At 56.1% G+C, this 18,881-nt stretch carries 7 protein-coding genes and 1 other RNA gene; 6 read left to right on the plus strand and 2 right to left on the minus strand.

Annotated features, from left to right (window positions below; genetic code table 11):
- Positions 1 to 28 precede the first annotated feature (28 nt).
- Both NAZ64_RS04090 and NAZ64_RS04095 read right to left on the minus strand, forming a co-directional pair.
- Entirely contained in the window at positions 29 to 319 is a 291-nt protein-coding gene (locus NAZ64_RS04090) for an RnfH family protein (protein ID WP_001112990.1), read from the minus strand.
- The gene (locus tag NAZ64_RS04095; protein ID WP_001543334.1) at positions 309 to 746 is read right to left on the minus strand and encodes a type II toxin-antitoxin system RatA family toxin; all 438 of its coding nucleotides are present in this window, start codon (positions 744 to 746) and stop codon (positions 309 to 311) included. The genes NAZ64_RS04090 and NAZ64_RS04095 overlap by 11 nt, the downstream gene beginning before the upstream one ends.
- 188 nt (positions 747 to 934) lie before the next feature.
- Here NAZ64_RS04095 and smpB point away from each other — a divergent pair, with 188 nt between their 5' ends.
- The 6 genes from smpB to ssrA all read left to right on the plus strand — a co-directional run bounded on the left by smpB (position 935) and on the right by ssrA (position 18,762).
- Positions 935 to 1,417, plus strand: coding sequence for an SsrA-binding protein SmpB (gene smpB, locus NAZ64_RS04100; protein WP_001518569.1), 483 nt, complete (start codon positions 935 to 937; stop codon positions 1,415 to 1,417).
- A 614-nt stretch (positions 1,418 to 2,031) separates the two neighbouring features.
- Complete coding sequence (bapA, locus tag NAZ64_RS04105) at positions 2,032 to 13,506, plus strand: biofilm-associated protein BapA (RefSeq protein ID WP_483640874.1); 11,475 nt, start codon at positions 2,032 to 2,034, stop codon at positions 13,504 to 13,506.
- 64 nt (positions 13,507 to 13,570) lie between these two features.
- Positions 13,571 to 14,980, plus strand: a complete 1,410-nt coding sequence (locus NAZ64_RS04110) for a TolC family outer membrane protein (RefSeq protein ID WP_156010505.1) — start codon at positions 13,571 to 13,573, stop codon at positions 14,978 to 14,980.
- Positions 14,977 to 17,157 (plus strand): type I secretion system permease/ATPase, encoded by a 2,181-nt coding sequence (locus NAZ64_RS04115; protein WP_220569691.1) that lies wholly within the window; start codon positions 14,977 to 14,979, stop codon positions 17,155 to 17,157. Before NAZ64_RS04110 ends, NAZ64_RS04115 begins: the two co-directional genes overlap by 4 nt.
- A gap of 7 nt (positions 17,158 to 17,164) precedes the next feature.
- Positions 17,165 to 18,328, plus strand: a complete 1,164-nt coding sequence (locus NAZ64_RS04120) for an HlyD family type I secretion periplasmic adaptor subunit (protein WP_072103235.1) — start codon at positions 17,165 to 17,167, stop codon at positions 18,326 to 18,328.
- Between the two features lie 71 nt (positions 18,329 to 18,399).
- Positions 18,400 to 18,762: a transfer-messenger RNA gene (gene ssrA / locus NAZ64_RS04125) on the plus strand.
- Positions 18,763 to 18,881: the final 119 nt, after the last annotated feature.

Below are 18,881 nucleotides of genomic sequence, written 5' to 3' on the forward strand. Positions count from 1 at the left end.
CACACCGTTATCCGGCAAAAGAGTCTAATTATCTGCCAGCCGATTTTTCGGCGCGCTGGCGGCGTAATGCCTTTGGATCGGCGATTAAAGGACGGTAAATTTCAACCCGATCGCCATCCTGCACCGTATCGGTGAGTTTTACCGGACGACTGTAGATACCCACTTTATTTTTCGCCAGATCGATATCCGTGCGCAACTCCAGCAAGCCGGAAGCGCGAATCGCCTCCTCGACCGTCGCGCCCTCTTCCAGCGTTACGCGCTGCAAATACTGCTTTTCCGGCAGCGCATAAGCCACTTCAACCACAAGTTTATCCGGCACGGTAAACCTCTTTGGCGCGAACCGTAAACGCCTGCACCATGTTTGACGCTAACTCTTTGAATACACGACCAAACGCCAGCTCAATGAGTTTATTGGTAAACTCAAAATCAAGCTGAAACTCAATACGGCACGCCTCGGGGCTGAGCGGGGTAAATTTCCAGCCGCCGATCAGCTTTTTAAAGGGGCCATCCACCAGATGCATCAGAATGCTCTGGTTACGCGTTAGCTGATTACGCGTCGTAAACGTCTTGCTGATACCCGCCTTCGACACGTCAACAGCCGCCGTCATCTGTGCTGGCGATGACTCCAGGACGCGACTACCAACACACCCAGGCAAAAACTGGGGATACGATTGCACGTCATTCACTAACTGATACATCTGTTCCGCACTGTAGGGGACTAAAGCAGTCCGACTAATCTGAGGCATAGCAATTCCCATCAACATAAATCGTGTAAATAATACCACTTATCAGCGAGTAAAAAAAATGCTGTCCCCAACCGTCATGCCTTAATTGTGCGTGCATAGCCCAACTCATGCTAAGATAGATTTTTGCACCTCATCAGGACGTAATGGGGTGTTTTCGATATCAGATTACCTATGAATTCACGACACTTATGACGAAGAAAAAAGCACATAAACCGGGCTCAGCCACCATCGCGCTGAATAAGCGCGCCCGGCACGAATACTTTATCGAAGAAGAGTTCGAGGCTGGTCTCGCCCTGCAAGGCTGGGAAGTAAAATCTCTGCGCGCAGGAAAAGCCAATATCGGCGACAGTTACGTTATCCTCAAAGATGGCGAGGCTTGGCTGTTTGGCGCAAACTTTACGCCGATGGCGGTCGCCTCGACACATGTCGTATGCGACCCAACCCGAACCCGCAAACTGTTGTTAAATCAGCGTGAGCTTGATTCGCTGTATGGCCGTATTAATCGTGAAGGTTATACTGTCGTCGCGCTTTCTCTGTACTGGAAAAATGCCTGGTGCAAAGTGAAGATCGGCGTGGCGAAAGGTAAAAAACAACATGATAAACGTTCCGATCTTAAAGAACGTGAGTGGCAACTGGATAAAGCACGCATTATGAAAAATGCAGGCCGATAATAGACATTTTTTGTGACCAGCTTCTCAGTATGAAGCTGGTCAATATTCATATCTCATGCATGCCTCGAAAATATATTCTCTGTGTCTGACGCTTATCAATAGCAATAAATACCACAACAAGAATATATTCTTTGTTTAAAAAATTTTTATAGCCTAATAACACAATACTTCAAATGATTTTTATAAAATTTAATATTGCTGAATACCTTCACAAAAGGTATTGTTTTTATGTTAAAAAAGAAAAAGAAGAAGAATTTAAAATTCATTATAAAACATAAAGATAAATAAAAAATCATCATGCGTTGTTAGCCCACCCCACCTCTCCTTAACACAAACTCCGTTATATTTCAGACGCACTAACACCTTTATCAATAGATCTTAATTTGCAGAAAGATTTTTTTCTGACTATATCATCTAATACGAAAGCACTAGTCAGGCACAAAAAACAAAGGGTTATTCGGCGAGAAAACCAGACCTTCACCTACGCTCATAAAAAAGAATATGGCTACGGAAATTCATCTCTCACGATGAACGGGAAGGCTCGTCTACGCATTTTGCCCTGAACGTCGTGCCCGTTAATTAATACACAGAGCAAATCCATCAGGAGCTAATTTATGCCTCTACTCGCCGTGGTTTCGAAATTGACTGGCGTCTCCACCACTGTGGAATCCTCAGCGGTCACTCTTAACTCCCCATCAATTGTTAAATTATCAGTGGCCCGGGAGGAAATTAGTCAACTTACGCGCATTAATCAGGATCTGGTGGTGACGCTCCATTCCGGCGAAACGATCACGATTAAAAACTTTTACGTTACCAACGATCTGGGCGCAAGCCAGCTGGTACTGGCGGAAAACGATGGCACGTTATGGTGGGTAGAAAATCCGCAAGCCGGGCTACATTTTGAACAAATCGCTGATATTAATGAGCTGCTGGTCACTTCCGGCGCTTCCCATGAAGCAGGCGGCGCCGTTTGGCCGTGGGTACTGGCTGGCGCGGTGGCGGCTGGCGGCATTGCCGCTATCGCGTCTTCCGGCGGCGGCGATTCCCACCATCATTCGGATGGCGATAATCCGCCCCCCGATAACACCAATCCTGACGGTAATCCCCCTGATAACAGCAATCCCGGCGGCAGTAACCCTAACGGCAATACTCCAGGTAGCAGTAATCCTGTAGATACTACCCCGCCTCTCGCTCCCGGCAACTTGTTGATTTCAGCGGACGGAAAAACGGTGAGCGGCGAGGCCGAAGCGGGCAGTACCATTACCATCAAAGATCCTTCAGGTAACGTCGTTGGCGAGGGCAAAGCGGATAGCGACGGTAAATTTAGTATTGATCTGACAGCGCCACAGCTTAGCGGCGAACAACTTACCGTGACCGCGACTGACGATGCCGGCAATACCGGCCCATCCGCAACTATCGATGCGCCCAACATTCCTCTCCCCGATACACCAGCTATCACCGCCGCTATCGATGATGCCGCTCCCCTCACCGGCACGCTGAGCAATAATCAGTTTACGAACGACAATACCCCCACTCTGGAGGGCACCGGCAGCGCAGGCACAGTCATCCATATTTACGCCAATGGTCAGGAAATAGGCTCAACAACGGTTGATAGCAGCGGAAGCTGGCGTTTTGCCATTACCAGCGCGCTAGCGGATGGGGAAAATCATTTCACCGCCATTGCGGCTAACGTTAAAGGCGAAAGTAGCGAATCAGCCCGCTTTACACTGACTATCGACACACTCAGCCCCGATGCCCCACGCGTTGAACTGATTGCCGATAACACCGGTTTGCTCACCGGGCCGCTACAGAATAATGACCGGACTGACGAGGCAAAACCGCTATTTTCCGGGCAGGGAGAGGCAGGCAATACCATCACGATTAAAGAGGGTTCAACCGTTATCGGCAGCGCTACCGTAGACGAAAATGGGCGCTGGACCTTTACGCCGACTACACCGTTAAGCGATGGCGAACATACCTTTACCGTCGAACAAAGCGACAAAGCCGGAAACGTGAGCCGCGTGACGACAACGCCTACTATCATTGTGGACACCACGCCGCCTGACGCCGCTATCATTGATAATGTCGCGAAAGACGGCACAACCGTTAGCGGTACCGCTGAAGCTGGCAGTACCGTGTCGATCTATGACCCGGCGGGAAATTACCTGGGCTCCACGATTACCGGAGAAAATAACCACTTCAGCATCACGCTGAGTCCGGCCCAGACCCACGGCGAGCGTCTGGAAGCGCGTATTCAGGACGCCGTCGGTAACATCGGCCCCACCACGGAATTTACCGCTTCTGATTCACAGTATCCTGCCCAGCCGACTATCCTTACCGTGACGGATGACGCTGGCGCCGTTACCGGGCTGCTGAAAAATGGCGATGCCACAGATGATAACCGCCCAACTCTCAGCGGTATTGCCGAACCAGGCAGTACGATATCGATTAACGATAATGGCTTTCCTGTACCGACCTTTCCGCCCATTGTCGCTGACGCTGACGGCAAATGGAGCTTTACCCCCTCGCTGGCACTTGCCGATGGCGACCATGTCTTTACCGCTACCGCGACCAACGATCGCGGCACCAGCGGGCAGTCCGTCTCCTTTACCATTGATATCGACACGCAGCCGCCGGTGCTGGAAGGCCTGGCGGTTAGCGACGTCGGCGACAGACTTACCGGCACTACGGAAGCTGGCAGTACTGTGGTTATCAAAGACAGCCAGGGAAATACGCTCGGTAGTGGAACGGCAGGCGACGACGGTACCTTCTCAATAGGTATTAGCCCGGCGAAAATTAACGGCGAAACATTAAGCATTAGCGTTACCGATAAAGCCACGAATAGCGGTCCGGTAGAAACGCTGAACGCGCCGGATAAAACTGCGCCTGCGGCACCGGACGGTCTTATCGTGGCGACCGACGGTCTGTCCGTAAGCGGTCAGGCGGAAGCCGGGGCAACGGTCACTATCCGCGACAGTAGCAACACCGTACTTGGCAGCGCCGTCGCTAACGGCAACGGACAATTTATCGTTCCGCTGAATACGGCGCAGACTAACGGCCAGGCGCTTATCGCTACCGCCACCGATGTTGCGAAAAACGAAAGCGCCGCCGCGACGGTTATCGCGCCGGACAGTACCGCGCCGGAAATGCCGAAAAACGTGGTAATTAGTGAGGATGGCACCAGTATCAGCGGCACCGCCGAACCGGGTAGCGCCATCACGATCGCTACGCCGGACGGCACGCCGCTTGGCAGCGGCAAAGCAGATGGCGAAGGTCATTTTACCCTTCCCCTTGTCCCCGCGCAGACCAACGGCGAACAGGTTACCGTCACCGCCACCGACAGCGCCAACAACGTCAGCCCGCCAACTACAGCGCAAGCGCCCGATATCACCGCCCCGGATAAGCCCATTATCACTCAGGTGCTGGACGATGTGGAAAGCTTCACCGGGCCGCTGGTTAACGGACAAACCACCAATGACAACCGCCCCACCCTTAGCGGTACGGCGGAGGCTGGCGCGCGTGTCGAAGTCTTTGATAACGGTGTTTCGCTGGGACTCGCCACGCTACAGCCCAACGGCGCCTGGACGTTTACGCCGTCGCAAAATTTAGGTGAAGGCGCGCATCGACTGACCGTAATCGCAACCGACGCTAAAGGCAATGCCAGTCCGGCCGCGTCATTCGACCTGGTGGTCGATACGCAATCGCCGCAGCAACCGGTAATCACCTTCATTACAGATGATGCGCCGGGTATTCTCGGTAGCGTCGCGCATCTGGGGCTCACTAACGACAGCACGCCAACGATTAACGGTACAGGTGAACCGGGTTCCACAGTACACCTGTATCAGAATGGTGCCCGGATAGCAGATATTATCGTCGGTAATTCCGGCGTCTGGAGCTACGCCTACACCACGGCCTCGCCACTGGCGGACGACACCTACACCTTTACCGTGACGGCCAGCGACAGTAACGGCAACACCACGCCTTTTTCGACCGATTTTACGATTACCATTGATACCCAGGCCCCTGCCGCTCCCGGCGTTATCGGCGTAGCTGACGGCGACGGAAATACGATTGATACCAATCAGATTACCCAGGAATCCCAGCCCCGGTTAAGCGGTAGCGGCACCGCAGGCGATACAATCATCCTTTACGATAACGGCAATGCCATAGGTCAGGTGCTGGTCGGCACGGACGGGCGCTGGCAGTTTACGCCGCCTGCCGCGCTGGGCGACGGCGACCACCTTCTGACCGCTCGCGCCAACGATCCGGCGGGGAACGAAAGTCCCGAATCCATCAGCTTTACCCTACGCATCGATACCCAGGCGCCGGATGCGCCGCAGATCGTGTCAGCCGCCATCACAGGCGGAGAAGGCGAGGTGCTACTGGCAAACGGCAGTATTACCAATCAGCGTATGCCGACCCTCAGCGGCACCGGCGAACCCGGCGCCATCATCACCCTGTACAATAACGGCGTAGAACTGGCTACCGTCCAGGTCAATCCACAGGGTAGCTGGACCTATCCGCTAACCCGTAATCTGAGCGAAGGGTTAAACATCCTGACGGCCACCGCCACGGATGCCGCAGGCAATAGTAGCCCCACCTCCGGCGTTTTCTCCGTTACCCTTGATACCCAGCCTCCAGCGCAGCCTGACGCGCCGCTAATCAGCGATAACGTCGCGCCGGTTATCGGCAACATCGGCAATAATGGCGCAACGAACGATACCACGCCGACCTTCAGCGGCACGGGAGAGATCGGCAGCACGATAATTCTCTACAATAATGGCAGTGAAATTGGTCGCACAACGGTAGGCGATAACGGTAGCTGGAACTTTACGCCTGCGGCACTGACGCCAGAAACCTATACCATTACCGTCACGGAAACCGATATAGCGGGCAATATCAGTCCGCCTTCCGCCTCAGTCACTTTTACGCTAGACACCACTGCGCCCGCCAATCCAGTTATCACTTTTGCCGAAGATAACGTCGGCGAAGTCCAGGATACTATTGTCAGCGGCGCAACCACTGACGACAATACACCGGTCATTCACGGCACTGGCGACATCGGCAGCATTATTACGCTCTATAACGGCAGCAGCGTTTTAGGCGTAGTCACCGTCGATGAGACCGGCACCTGGACGCTGCCGGTGACCAGCGCGTTGCCGGATGGCGTCTACACCCTGACCGCCATTGCCGCCGATGCCGCCGGAAACAGCAGTGGCGTATCGAACAGCTTTACCTTCACCGTCGACACCGTTCCGTTGCTGCCGCCCGTCGTCAATGAGATCCTTGACGATATTGCACCAGTGACCGGGCCATTAACCGATGGCGCCTTTACTAACGATCGGACGCTGACTATCAACGGCAGCGGCGAAAACGGCAGCACCGTCACGATTTACGACAATGGCGTGGCAATCGGTACAGCGGTCGTCACCGACGGCGTCTGGACATTCAATACGCCCGAATTGTCAGAAGCCAGCCATGCGCTAACCTTCAGCGCGACTGACGATGCTGGAAATACCACGGCGCAAACCCAACCGATCACCATTACCGTGGATATCACCGCCCCGCCCGCGCCAACAGTCCAGACGGTGGATGACGATGGCACGCGCGTGGCCGGACTTGCCGACCCTTACGCTACCGTTGAAATTCATCATATCGATGGCACCCTGGTCGGCAGCGCTGTCGCTAATGGCACCGGTGAATTCGTCGTTACGCTCAGTCCGGCGCAAACCGATGGCGGTACGCTGACGGCAATTGCTATCGATCGCGCGGGGAATAACGGCCCGGCTACGAATTTTCCCGCTTCCGACAGCGGTCTGCCCGCCGTCCCGGCCATCACGGCGATTGAAGATAATGTCGGGAGCGTACAGGGGAATATTGCGGCGGGCGGCGCCACGGACGACACCACGCCAACGCTGCACGGCACCACGGATATCGGCTCTACCGTTGAAGTTTTCATTGATGGCGATTCGGCAGGCTTTGCCACCGTTGACGCCAGCGGGAACTGGATCTTTGAGATCGCGACGCCATTAAGCGAAAGCACACATTACTTCACCGTCCAGGCAACCAATGCGAATGGCCCGGGTGGCCTGTCCGCACCGGTCGGGATCACTGTCGATCTTAGCGCGCCGGCGCAACCGGTTATTACCAGCGCAACGGATGATGTCCCCGGCATGACCGGTACGCTGGATAACGGCGCGCTCACCAATGATTCACGCCCGACGCTCAACGGAACGGGAGAAGCAGGCGCCACGATCCGCATTCTGGATAACGGCGTAGAAATCGGTTCCGCTACGGTAGATCAAAGCGGCAACTGGCGCTTCACCCCGAACGCGCCGCTGGAGAGCATCGCACATATCTTTACCGCCGTGGCGACCGATCCCGCCGGCAATAGCGGCCAGCCTTCGGACGGCTTTACGCTGAGCATTGACGCGCAGGCGCCAGATGTGCCAGTTATCACGTCCGTGATTGACGATAACAATCAACCGACCGTTCCGGTGTTACCGGGGCAATCCACCGACGATCGGCAGCCAATACTGAACGGAACTGGCGAACCTGGCGCGACAATCACCATTTTTGATAACGGTACGCCGCTTGGCACAGCTCAGGTAGGCGAAAACGGTAGCTGGACCTTCCCGGTGCCCCGCAATTTGTCAGAGGGAAGCCATAATCTGACGGTTAGCGCTACCGATCCGGCGGGCAATACCAGCGCGGTCTCCGCGCCGTGGACGATCGTGGTCGATATTACGCCTCCGGCGATCCCGGTTCTCACCTCCGTCGTGGATGACCAGCCCGGTATTACCGGCAACCTGGTAAGCGGGCAGCTAACGAACGATGCGACGCCCACCCTGAACGGGCGCGGAGAGGCAGGCGCGACGATTAATGTCTATCTTGACGATAATCCCGCGTCCATCGGTACCACGACGGTGAATAGCGACGGCACGTGGAGTTTCACGCCGCAGACGCCGCTTGCAAACGGTAGCCACACGTTCACCCTTAGCGCCACCGATCCGGCGGGTAATAGCAGCGCGGTGTCCAGCGGATTTGTGCTGACGATTGACGCCACACCGCCCGCCGCGCCGGTTATCGCCAGCGTGGCAGACAATACGGCGCCGGTAACGGGCATCGTCCCCAACGGCGGCTCGACGAACGAAACCCGACCAACACTTTCGGGTACCGGTGAGGCGGGTACAACCATCTCGATTTATAATGGCAGCGCGCTGGTCGGCACGGCGCAAGTTCAGGCCAACGGTAGCTGGAGCTTTACGCCGTCTACCTCGCTGGGCGCGGGCGTCTGGAACCTGACGGCGACAGCAACCGATGCGGCAGGCAATACCAGCGCCGCGTCCGAAATACGCTCGTTTACTATTGATACCACGGCTCCCGCCGCGCCTGTTATTGATACGGTCTACGACGGTACGGGCCCCATTACCGGCAATCTGAGTTCAGGGCAGATCACAGACGAGGCGCGCCCTGTCATTAGCGGCACCCGTGAAGCCAACACAACTATTCGTCTCTACGATAACGGCACGCTGCTGGCTGAAATTCCCGCCGACAATAGCAGTAGCTGGCGCTACACGCCCGATGCCTCGCTGGCGACGGGCAACCATGTAATTACCGTCATTGCCGTTGATGCCGCAGGCAACGCCAGTCCCGTTTCAGACAGCGTTAATTTCGTCGTCGATACCACGCCGCCGCTGACGCCGGTAATCACATCAGTCAGTGACGATCAGGCGCCAGGCCTCGGCACGATCGCGAACGGCCAAAATACCAACGATCCTACGCCAACCTTCAGCGGCACCGCAGAAGCCGGCGCCACGATTACGCTCTATGAAAATGGTACGGTCATTGGCACGACAACGGCTCAGCCTGACGGCGCGTGGAGCGTCGCCACCTCAACGCTGGCAAGCGGAACGCACGTCATCACCGCCGTCGCCACCGATGCCGCAGGAAACAGCAGCCCGAACAGTACGGCTTTCACCCTGACGGTCGATACCACCGCGCCGCAAACGCCAATCCTGACGTCCGTGGTGGATGACGTCGCGGGCGGGGTCACAGGAAATCTCGCTAATGGTCAGATAACCAATGATAACCGCCCCACGCTGAACGGCACTGCCGAAGCGGGCAGCGTGATCAGTATCTATGATGGCAACACTCTGCTTGGCGTCACCTCGGCTAACGCGGGCGGCGCGTGGAGCTTCACGCCAACGACAGGGTTAAACGACGGCACGCGCACATTAACAGTGACCGCCACCGACCCGGCAGGCAACGTTAGCCCGGCCACCAGCGGTTTTACTATCGTGGTCGATACCCTTGCGCCAACGGTTCCGCTTATAACCAGCATCGTTGATGATGTCCCGAACAATACCGGCGCCATTGGCAATGGACAATCGACCAACGACACACAGCCGACGCTCAACGGTACCGCGGAAGCCAACAGCGCGGTAAGCATCTTCGATAATGGCGCGCTGGTCGCGACCGTGAACGCCAATGCCAGCGGCAACTGGAGCTGGACGCCAACCGCCGCGCTCAGCCAGGGAAGTCACGCTTATAGCGTTAGCGCCGCCGATGCGGCTGGCAACGTTAGCGCCGCTTCGCCATCGACAACGATTATCGTGGATACCATTGCGCCCGGCGCGCCCGGCAACCTGGTCATCAATGCTACCGGTAATCGCGTGACGGGCACCGCGGAAGCAGGCAGTACAGTGACGATTACCTCTGAGACTGGTGTGGTACTGGGAACCGCCACCGCCGACGGTACAGGTAGCTTCACCGCCACACTCACGCCCGCGCAGACCAATGGTCAGCCGCTACTGGCATTTGCCCAGGATAAAGCAGGCAACACTGGCATTGCCGCCGGATTTACCGCGCCCGATACGCGCGTGCCGGAGGCACCGATCATCACCAACGTAGTGGATGATGTGGGTATTTATACCGGCGCTATCGCCAACGGTCAGGTCACTAATGACGCACAACCCACATTGAATGGTACCGCTCAGGCGGGCGCCACGGTGAGCATTTATAACAACGGGGCGCTGCTCGGCACCACCACGGCGAACGCCAGCGGAAACTGGAGCTTTACCCCGACAGGTAATTTGACCGAAGGCAGCCACGCCTTCACCGCCACCGCGACTAACGCCAACGGAACAGGCAGCGTCTCCAGCGCCGCGACAGTGATTGTCGATACGCTGGCGCCCGGTACGCCGTCAGGTACGCTCAGCGCCGATGGCGGTTCACTTTCCGGACAGGCAGAGGCAAACAGCACCGTAACCGTCACGCTGGCGGGCGGCGTGACGCTCACCACCACCGCCGGCAGCAACGGCGCATGGTCTCTCACCTTGCCGACAAAACAAATTGAAGGTCAGCTCATTAACGTGACGGCCACTGACGCTGCGGGTAATGCCTCCGGCGCGTTAGGCATTACCGCGCCGGTTCTGCCGCTGGCGGCAAGGGATAACATCACCAGTCTTGATCTGACTTCGACCGCCGTCACCAGCACGCAAAACTATTCGGATTACGGCCTGCTGCTGGTTGGCGCGCTTGGCAATGTCGCCTCGGTTTTGGGTAACGATACCGCTCAGGTTGAGTTCACCATTGCTGAAGGTGGTACGGGCGACGTCACCATCGATGCCGCCGCAACGGGAATCGTGCTTTCGCTGCTCAGTACTCAGGAGATTGTGGTACAGCGCTACGACACCAGCCTCGGCGCCTGGACGACGATTGTCAACACCGCCGTTGGCGACTTCGCGAATTTGCTTACCCTGACCGGGAGCGGCGTTACCCTGAACCTGAGCGGCCTGGGCGAAGGCCAGTACCGGGTACTCACTTATAACACCAGTCTGCTCGCTACCGGGTCATATACCAGCCTGGATGTCGATGTACACCAGACCAGCGCAGGTATTATTAGCGGGCCAACCATCAGTACCGGCAACGTCATGGCTGATGATACCGCGCCGACGGGCACCACGGTCACCGCCATCACCAACGCCAACGGTGTCAGTACGCCGGTCGGCGCGGGCGGCGTGGATATCCAGGGACAATACGGCACGCTGCACATTAATCAGGATGGCAGTTACACCTACACGCTGACTAACCCCACGGCGGGATACGGACATAAAGAGAGCTTCACCTACACCATTACCCAGAATGGCGTCGGTAGCAGCGCCGCGCAACTGGTTATCAATCTGGGTCCCGCGCCTGTACCGGGCAGCGTGATAGCGACAGACAATAACGCCTCTCTGGTCTTTGATACTCACGTTAGCTACGTCAACAACGGTCCCTCGACACAAAGCGGCGTCACGGTATTAAGCGTCGGACTTGGTAATGTACTGAACGCGAATCTGCTTGATGATATGACTAATCCGATCATCTTTAACGTTGAAGAAGGCGCTACGCGAACCATGACGTTACAGGGAATCGTCGGCGGCGTCTCACTGGTTTCCACGTTCGATCTGTACGTTTATCGCTTCAACGATGCCATTCAGCAATATGAGCAGTTTCGGGTGCAAAAGGGCTGGATTAACACCCTGCTGTTAGCCGGACAGTCCCAGCCGCTGACCCTGACGTTGCCTGGCGGCGAATACCTGTTCGTGCTGAATACCGCCAGCGGCATTAGCGTCCTCACTGGCTATACGCTGGCGATTTCCCAGGACCACACCTATGCCGTTGACAGTATCACCGCCAACACCACCGGCAACGTACTGACCAATGATGTCGCCCCTACGGGCGCCCTCCTCACTGAAGTAAACGGCGTGGCGATTGCGGCGACCGGCACGACGGAGGTAAACGGGCTGTATGGCTCGCTCATCATTGACGCAAGAGGCAACTATACCTACACGCTGAAGAATGGCGTCGGCGCCGACAGCATTAAAACGCCGGACAGCTTTATCTATACGGTCAAAGCGCCAAACGGCGATACCGATACGGCCTCGCTCAATATCACGCCAACCGCCAGGGCGCTGGATGCGATTAATGATGTCAGCGATACCCTTAGCGTCGCCACGCTTCAGGATACCTCTGCCTGGCTGGACTCCAGCGTCGGCAGCGCCAGTTGGGGGCTACTCGGCAAATCGGGCAGCGGGAGCGGCACCTTTGACGTTGCAACGGGCACCGTACTTAAAGGCGCGTCACTGGTCTTTGATGTCTCCACGCTCATTACGCTGGGCAATCTGAATATTAGCTGGGCCATTCAGGAGAACGGGACCGTCATACGCAACGGAACCGTTCCGGTGGCGAATATCACGCTGGGCAGCGCGACGGTGACCGTCAACCTGAGCGGCCTGGAGCTGGATGCCGGAACGTACACGCTTAACTTTACCGGCACCAATACCCTGGCCGGGGCGGCGACGATCACGCCACGCGTCATCGGCACCACCGTCGATCTGGATAATTTTGAAACGTCCGGAACGCATACCGTTCTCGGCAATATTTTTGACGGCAGCGATGCGGCGGGGGCGATGGATCAGCTTAATACGGTGAATACCCGCCTGAGCATTAGCGGGTATAACGGCAGCGCCGCCACGCTGGACGCCGCGGCGAATACCACCAGCGCCACGATTCAGGGACATTACGGCACATTGCAAATTAACCTTGATGGCGCTTACACCTACACCCTGAATAATGGCGTCGCGATGTCGTCCATCACCAGTAAAGAGGTCTTTACCTATCAACTGGATGACAAGATGGGTCATACGGATAGCGCCACATTGACCATTGATATGGCGCCACAAATCGTCAGTACCAACCAAAACGATGTTCTCATCGGCTCCGCCTATGGCGATACGCTGATTTACCACCTGTTAAACGGCGCGGACGCGACCGGCGGCAACGGCGCCGATCGCTGGCAAAACTTCTCTACCGCGCAGGGCGACAAGATCGATATCCACGAACTGCTGACGGGATGGGATCACCAGGCGGCGACGCTGGGTAACTTTATTCAGGTTCATACCAGCGGCGCCAATACGGTGATATCCGTCGATCGCGACGGCGCCGGCAGTGCGTTTAAATCCACTGACCTTGTCACTCTGGAGAATGTGCAGCTCACGCTAAATGATCTGTTGCAGAACAACCACCTGATAACCGGCGGTTGATAAAAAAGCCCCGAACGCCACGACGTTCGGGGCAACAAGCGGTGATATTTAAAAGGGATAAACTATGGGAAGAGTCGCGCCTGTCGCCATCGTACTGGCATTTGCTTTGTTTCATCACCAGCCCCGGGGCGCAGAAGCGCCGCCAATGATTACATCCGAAGGATTAGCAACGGACCAGATGCTTCCTTCGCTGGATGGCTCCGCCGCTGAGTTGCCGCTCAGCGCCGCCGCGCCGGGCAACCTGACGCTCAATGACGCGGTCAATCGCGCCGTTAACTGGCATCCTTCTATTCGCGAAGCCGTCGGCAAACTGCTCGCACAGAATGAACAAATAGAGGTCGCCAAATCGAAATATTATCCGCAAGTCAGCGCTGGCGTGAACAATGGGTACAGCAATACCTACACCGATCACGGGTATAGCCCCTCGCTGGTGCTGTCGGTATCGCAAATGCTTTATGACTTCGGCAAAGTGGCAAGCCAGGTTCGCGCCGAAACCGCAGGCGCAGCGCAGCAACAGGCCAATGTGTTGCTCAGTATTGATACCGTCGCGCACGAAACCGCCAACGCCATTGTACAAACGCAGAGCTGGCAGCAAATGGTAGAAGCGGCGGAAGAACAGCTCGTCGCGCTGAACGGCATCGGTAAACTTATCCGGCAGCGCAGCGATGAAGGCGCTACGTCGCTATCTGACGTAGTGCAAACCGAAGCCAGAATCGAATCCGCCCGCTCGCAACTGGCGCAGTATCAGGCCAATCTCGACAGTGCGAAAGCCTCACTGATGAGCTGGCTGGGCTGGAATTCGCTTAACGGCATCAATAATGACTTCCCGGCGAAACTTGCTCGCAGCTGTGAGACGGCGACTCCCGACGATCGGCTGGTGCCTGCGGTACTGGCCGCCTGGGCGCAGGCCAACGTTGCGCGGGCGAATCTGGACTATGCCAGCGCGCAAATGACGCCGACGATTTCGCTCGAACCTTCTGTACAACATTATCTTAATGATAAATATCCCAGTCATGAAGTGCTGGATAAAACCCAGTATTCCACCTGGGTAAAAGTTGAGATGCCGCTTTATCAGGGCGGAGGGCTGACTGCCCGACGCAACGCCGCCAGCCATGCGGTAGACGCGGCTCAGTCGACCATTCAGCGCACCCGGCTTGATGTCCGCCAGAAACTGATGGAGGCGCGCAGCCAGGCAATGAGCCTTGCCAGCGCGTTACAAATCCTTCGTCGGCAACAGCAGCTTAGCGAACGCACGCGCGAACTGTATCAGCAGCAATACCTTGACCTCGGTTCCCGACCGCTGCTCGACGTGCTTAATGCGGAGCAGGAAGTTTACCAGGCGCGTTTTGCCGAACTGCAAACGGAAAGCCAGTTGCATCAGTTGCAACTGAACTGTCTGTATAACACCGGCGCGCTTCGTCAGGCGTTCGCGTTAAATCATCGCAGCATTCAATCCGTGGAGATCCAGCCATGACCCGCGCCGCCCCCGATGTAGAAGAGGTACTCAGTGAGCGCGCGCTAAGCCAATGGGCGCAGGCCATCAGCTATGTCGCCGGTCATTATCGCGTTGCCTGTTCTCCCGGTTCAATTCAGGCCAACGCCCCGTGGTTTAGGGGTAAAAGCAGAACGACCGCCTTAACGCAGCTCGCGCGGCAGGCGGGTTTATCCTTTCATGCGCCGGACATAGACAAAACGGCATTTAGTCAGTGGCGATTGCCGTTGGTTGTCGAGCTCCGGGACGGGCAGTTATTGGTCATCGAGCATGTTAATGGCGAAGATGCGGTAGACGTTTTTGTGATTGAAGAAGAGGGCCAGCGTAACCGCCTGACGCTCAGCGAGTTATTGCCGGAGATCCTCTATGTTGCCGCGCTACGCCCGCTATCGGCGCTCAAGGATAGCCGCGTCGACCGCTATATCTCCCGCTTTAAACCCGACTGGATGCGCGAGCTGGTTCTGCAGGATATGCGCCCTTATTTACCGGTAATGGTCGCCGCCTTTCTGATTAACGTGCTGTCGCTGGCCGGGATTGTGTTCTCTATGCAGGTTTACGATCGGGTGATCCCCGCTCAGTCATATCCTACCCTGTACGTGCTCTCCTTCGGCGTGCTGGTAGCGGTGCTGTTCGGTTTTCTGCTGCGTGAAGCGCGTACGCACATTATGGACGTGCTCGGTAAACGCGCCGATATGCGCATTTCCGATCGGGTATTCGGTCATGCGTTAAGGCTGCGCAACAGCGCTATCCCCCGTTCCACCGGCAGTTTTATCTCGCAGTTACGCGAACTGGAGCAGATCCGCGAGATGATTACCTCTTCAACGCTGGCGACCATTGTCGATCTGCCTTTCTTTTTCCTGTTTATGATAGTCCTGGCGATTATTGCCCCACCGCTGGCATGGATAGCGCCCGTGGCGGCTCTGCTGATGATCCTGCCGGGCGTGGCACTGCAAAAAAAACTGGCTGTCCTCGCCAACCAGGCCGCCCACGAAGCGACGCTACGCAATGCAGTCTTGGTCGAAAGCGTTCAGGGGCTGGAAGATATTAAACTGATGCAGGCGGAGAACCGCTTTCTTCAGCAGTGGAATAGCTATATCCGTATTACCGGCGAGTCGGGTCTACGCACCCGCAAACTCACGCAAGGGCTTATCAGTTGGGGGATGTCGGTACAAAGTCTGGTGTATGCCGCAGTGATTATGTTCGGCGCGCCGATGGTCATTGAAGGCAGTATGACTACCGGCGCCGTGGTCGCCGCGTCGATGCTCGGCTCGCGGATGATCGCGCCAATGGCTAACCTGTGCGGCGTGCTGGCGCGCTGGCAGCAGGTGAAAGCGGCGAAGATGGGTCTCGACAACATTATGCAACTGCCCACCGAGACACAGCATGACGATAGCCTGATACACCGCGACATCCTCCACGGGCATTACCTCTTTGAAAACGCTCAGTTTCGTTACCATAACGACGATCAACGCATACCGTTGCGCCTCGTGCGTCTGGAGATCATGCCAGGCGAGCGGATTGCGATACTGGGGCGTAACGGTGCGGGTAAATCCACACTTTTACAGGCGATGGCGGGTGGCCTGGAGATGATTCAGGGGGATGCCCGGCTTGATAATCTCAGCTTGTCGCACATCGATATGGCGGATTTACGCCGCAACATCGGCTTTCTTAGCCAGAACGCGCGGCTTTTCTTCGGCACCCTACGAGAGAACCTGACGCTCGGCGCGCCGCACGCCAACGATGAACAGATTTTTGACGCGCTCGAAGTCAGCGGCGGCGCCGTCTTCGTCAGGCGGCTGGCAAAAGGGTTGGATCATCCCATTATGGAGGGCGGTAACGGCCTGTCCGGCGGGCAGCGTCAGTCCCTGTTGCTGGCGAGAATGCTGCTGCGCTCCCCCAATATTGTGCTACTTGACGAACCCAGCGCCTCGCTGGACGAGCATACGGAGCGAGAGTTTATTCAGCGGTTACATCAGTGGCTTGGCAACCGTACCCTGGTCGTCGCGACGCACCGGGTACCAATACTGGAGCTGGTTGAGCGTGTCATTGTCCTGAAAGAAGGACAACTGGTGATGGATGCGCCAAAAGCGCAGGCGCTTAACGCGGATCGGATGCAAAGTCACCGTCGGGAGTGGAAAAATGAAAACCAATCAGCATGATGCCGCGATGGACGATCCCGATATTCAGCGTGAACGGGCGTTTTCCGGCGCGGGTCGTATTGTTCTGATCAGCTCACTGTTATTTCTCATTCTCGGCATCTGGGCGTGGTTTGGCCGACTGGATGAGGTTTCCACCGGCAACGGGAAAGTGATCCCCAGTTCACGCGAACAGGTTCTGCAGTCGCTGGATGGCGGCATTCTGGCGCAGTTGACGGTGCGGGAAGGCGACAGAGTTCAGGCTAACCAGATTGTCGCCCGGCTTGATCCGACGCGTCTGGCGTCCAATGTGGGTGAAAGTGCGGCAAAATATCGCGCTTCACTCGCCTCCAGCGCACGGTTAACTGCGGAAGTCAGCGACTTACCTCTCGCCTTCCCCGCTGAGCTGAACGGCTGGCCGGATCTGATTGCCGCAGAGACGCGTCTCTATAAAAGCCGCCGCGCGCAGCTGGCCGATACCGAAGCCGAGTTACGGGATGCGCTGGCGTCGGTTAATAAAGAGCTGACCATTACCCAGCGGCTGGAGAAAAGCGGCGCGGCCAGTCATGTTGAAGTGCTACGCCTGCAACGACAAAAAAGCGATTTAGGCTTAAAAATTACCGATCTGCGCTCACAATATTATGTGCAGGCACGCGAAGCGTTATCGAAAGCGAACGCTGAGGTCGATATGCTCTCCGCCATTTTAAAAGGACGCGAGGATTCCGTCACCCGCCTCACCGTACGTTCGCCGGTTCGCGGCATTGTTAAAAATATCCAGGTCACGACGATTGGCGGCGTGATCCCGCCTAACGGCGAGATGATGGAGATAGTGCCGGTAGACGATCGTCTGCTGATTGAAACCCGCCTTTCGCCACGTGATATCGCCTTTATTCATCCCGGCCAACGCGCATTGGTTAAAATTACTGCTTATGATTACGCCATTTACGGCGGGCTTGACGGCGTGGTGGAGACCATTTCACCAGACACCATTCAGGATAAAGTGAAACCGGAAATTTTCTACTATCGCGTGTTTATCCGCACCCACCAGGACTATCTACAAAATAAATCAGGACGCCGTTTTTCGATTGTTCCAGGCATGATCGCCACGGTGGATATCAAAACCGGTGAAAAAACCATTGTCGACTATTTAATCAAACCGTTTAATCGCGCGAAAGAAGCGCTACGCGAGCGGTAAATCGTTGAAGATAAGAAGATACGGGGGCTGGTCACGCGTGTCACAAGTCTGTTATACTTACCTTACACATTGGGGCTGATTCTGGATTCGACGGGATTTGCGAAACCCAAGGTGCATGCCGAGGGGCGGTTGGCCTCGTAAAAAGCCGCAAAAAAATAGTCGCAAACGACGAAAACTACGCTTTAGCAGCTTAATAACCTGCTTAGAGCCCTCTCTCCCTAGCCTCCGCTCTTAGGACGGGGATCAAGAGAGGTCAAACCCAAAAGAGATCGCGCGGATGCCCTGCCTGGGGTTGAAGCGTTAAAACGAATCAGGCTAGTCTGGTAGTGGCGTGTCCGTCCGCAGGTGCCAGGCGAATGTAAAGACTGACTAAGCATGTAGTACCGAGGATGTAGGAATTTCGGACGCGGGTTCAACTCCCGCCAGCTCCACCAAACATTCATTCATGATGCATCATGAACCTTAAAAAAGCCTGTAACTTCAACGAGTTGCAGGCTTTTTTTGTTGCATGTGTGGTCATGATATCTGTATGAATCTTGAGCATTATGTATCT

This window comes from Salmonella sp. A1325, from assembly GCF_056991255.1.

Excerpts from the sequence above, each read along its gene's own strand:
- NAZ64_RS04095 (WP_001543334.1), bottom strand. The coding sequence starts at position 746 with ATGCCTCAGATTAGTCGGACTGCTTTAGTCCCCTACAGTGCGGAACAG.
- smpB (WP_001518569.1), top strand. The coding sequence starts at position 935 with ATGACGAAGAAAAAAGCACATAAACCGGGCTCAGCCACCATCGCGCTG.
- bapA (WP_483640874.1), top strand. The coding sequence starts at position 2,032 with ATGCCTCTACTCGCCGTGGTTTCGAAATTGACTGGCGTCTCCACCACT.
- NAZ64_RS04110 (WP_156010505.1), top strand. The coding sequence starts at position 13,571 with ATGGGAAGAGTCGCGCCTGTCGCCATCGTACTGGCATTTGCTTTGTTT.
- NAZ64_RS04115 (WP_220569691.1), top strand. The coding sequence starts at position 14,977 with ATGACCCGCGCCGCCCCCGATGTAGAAGAGGTACTCAGTGAGCGCGCG.
- NAZ64_RS04120 (WP_072103235.1), top strand. The coding sequence starts at position 17,165 with ATGGACGATCCCGATATTCAGCGTGAACGGGCGTTTTCCGGCGCGGGT.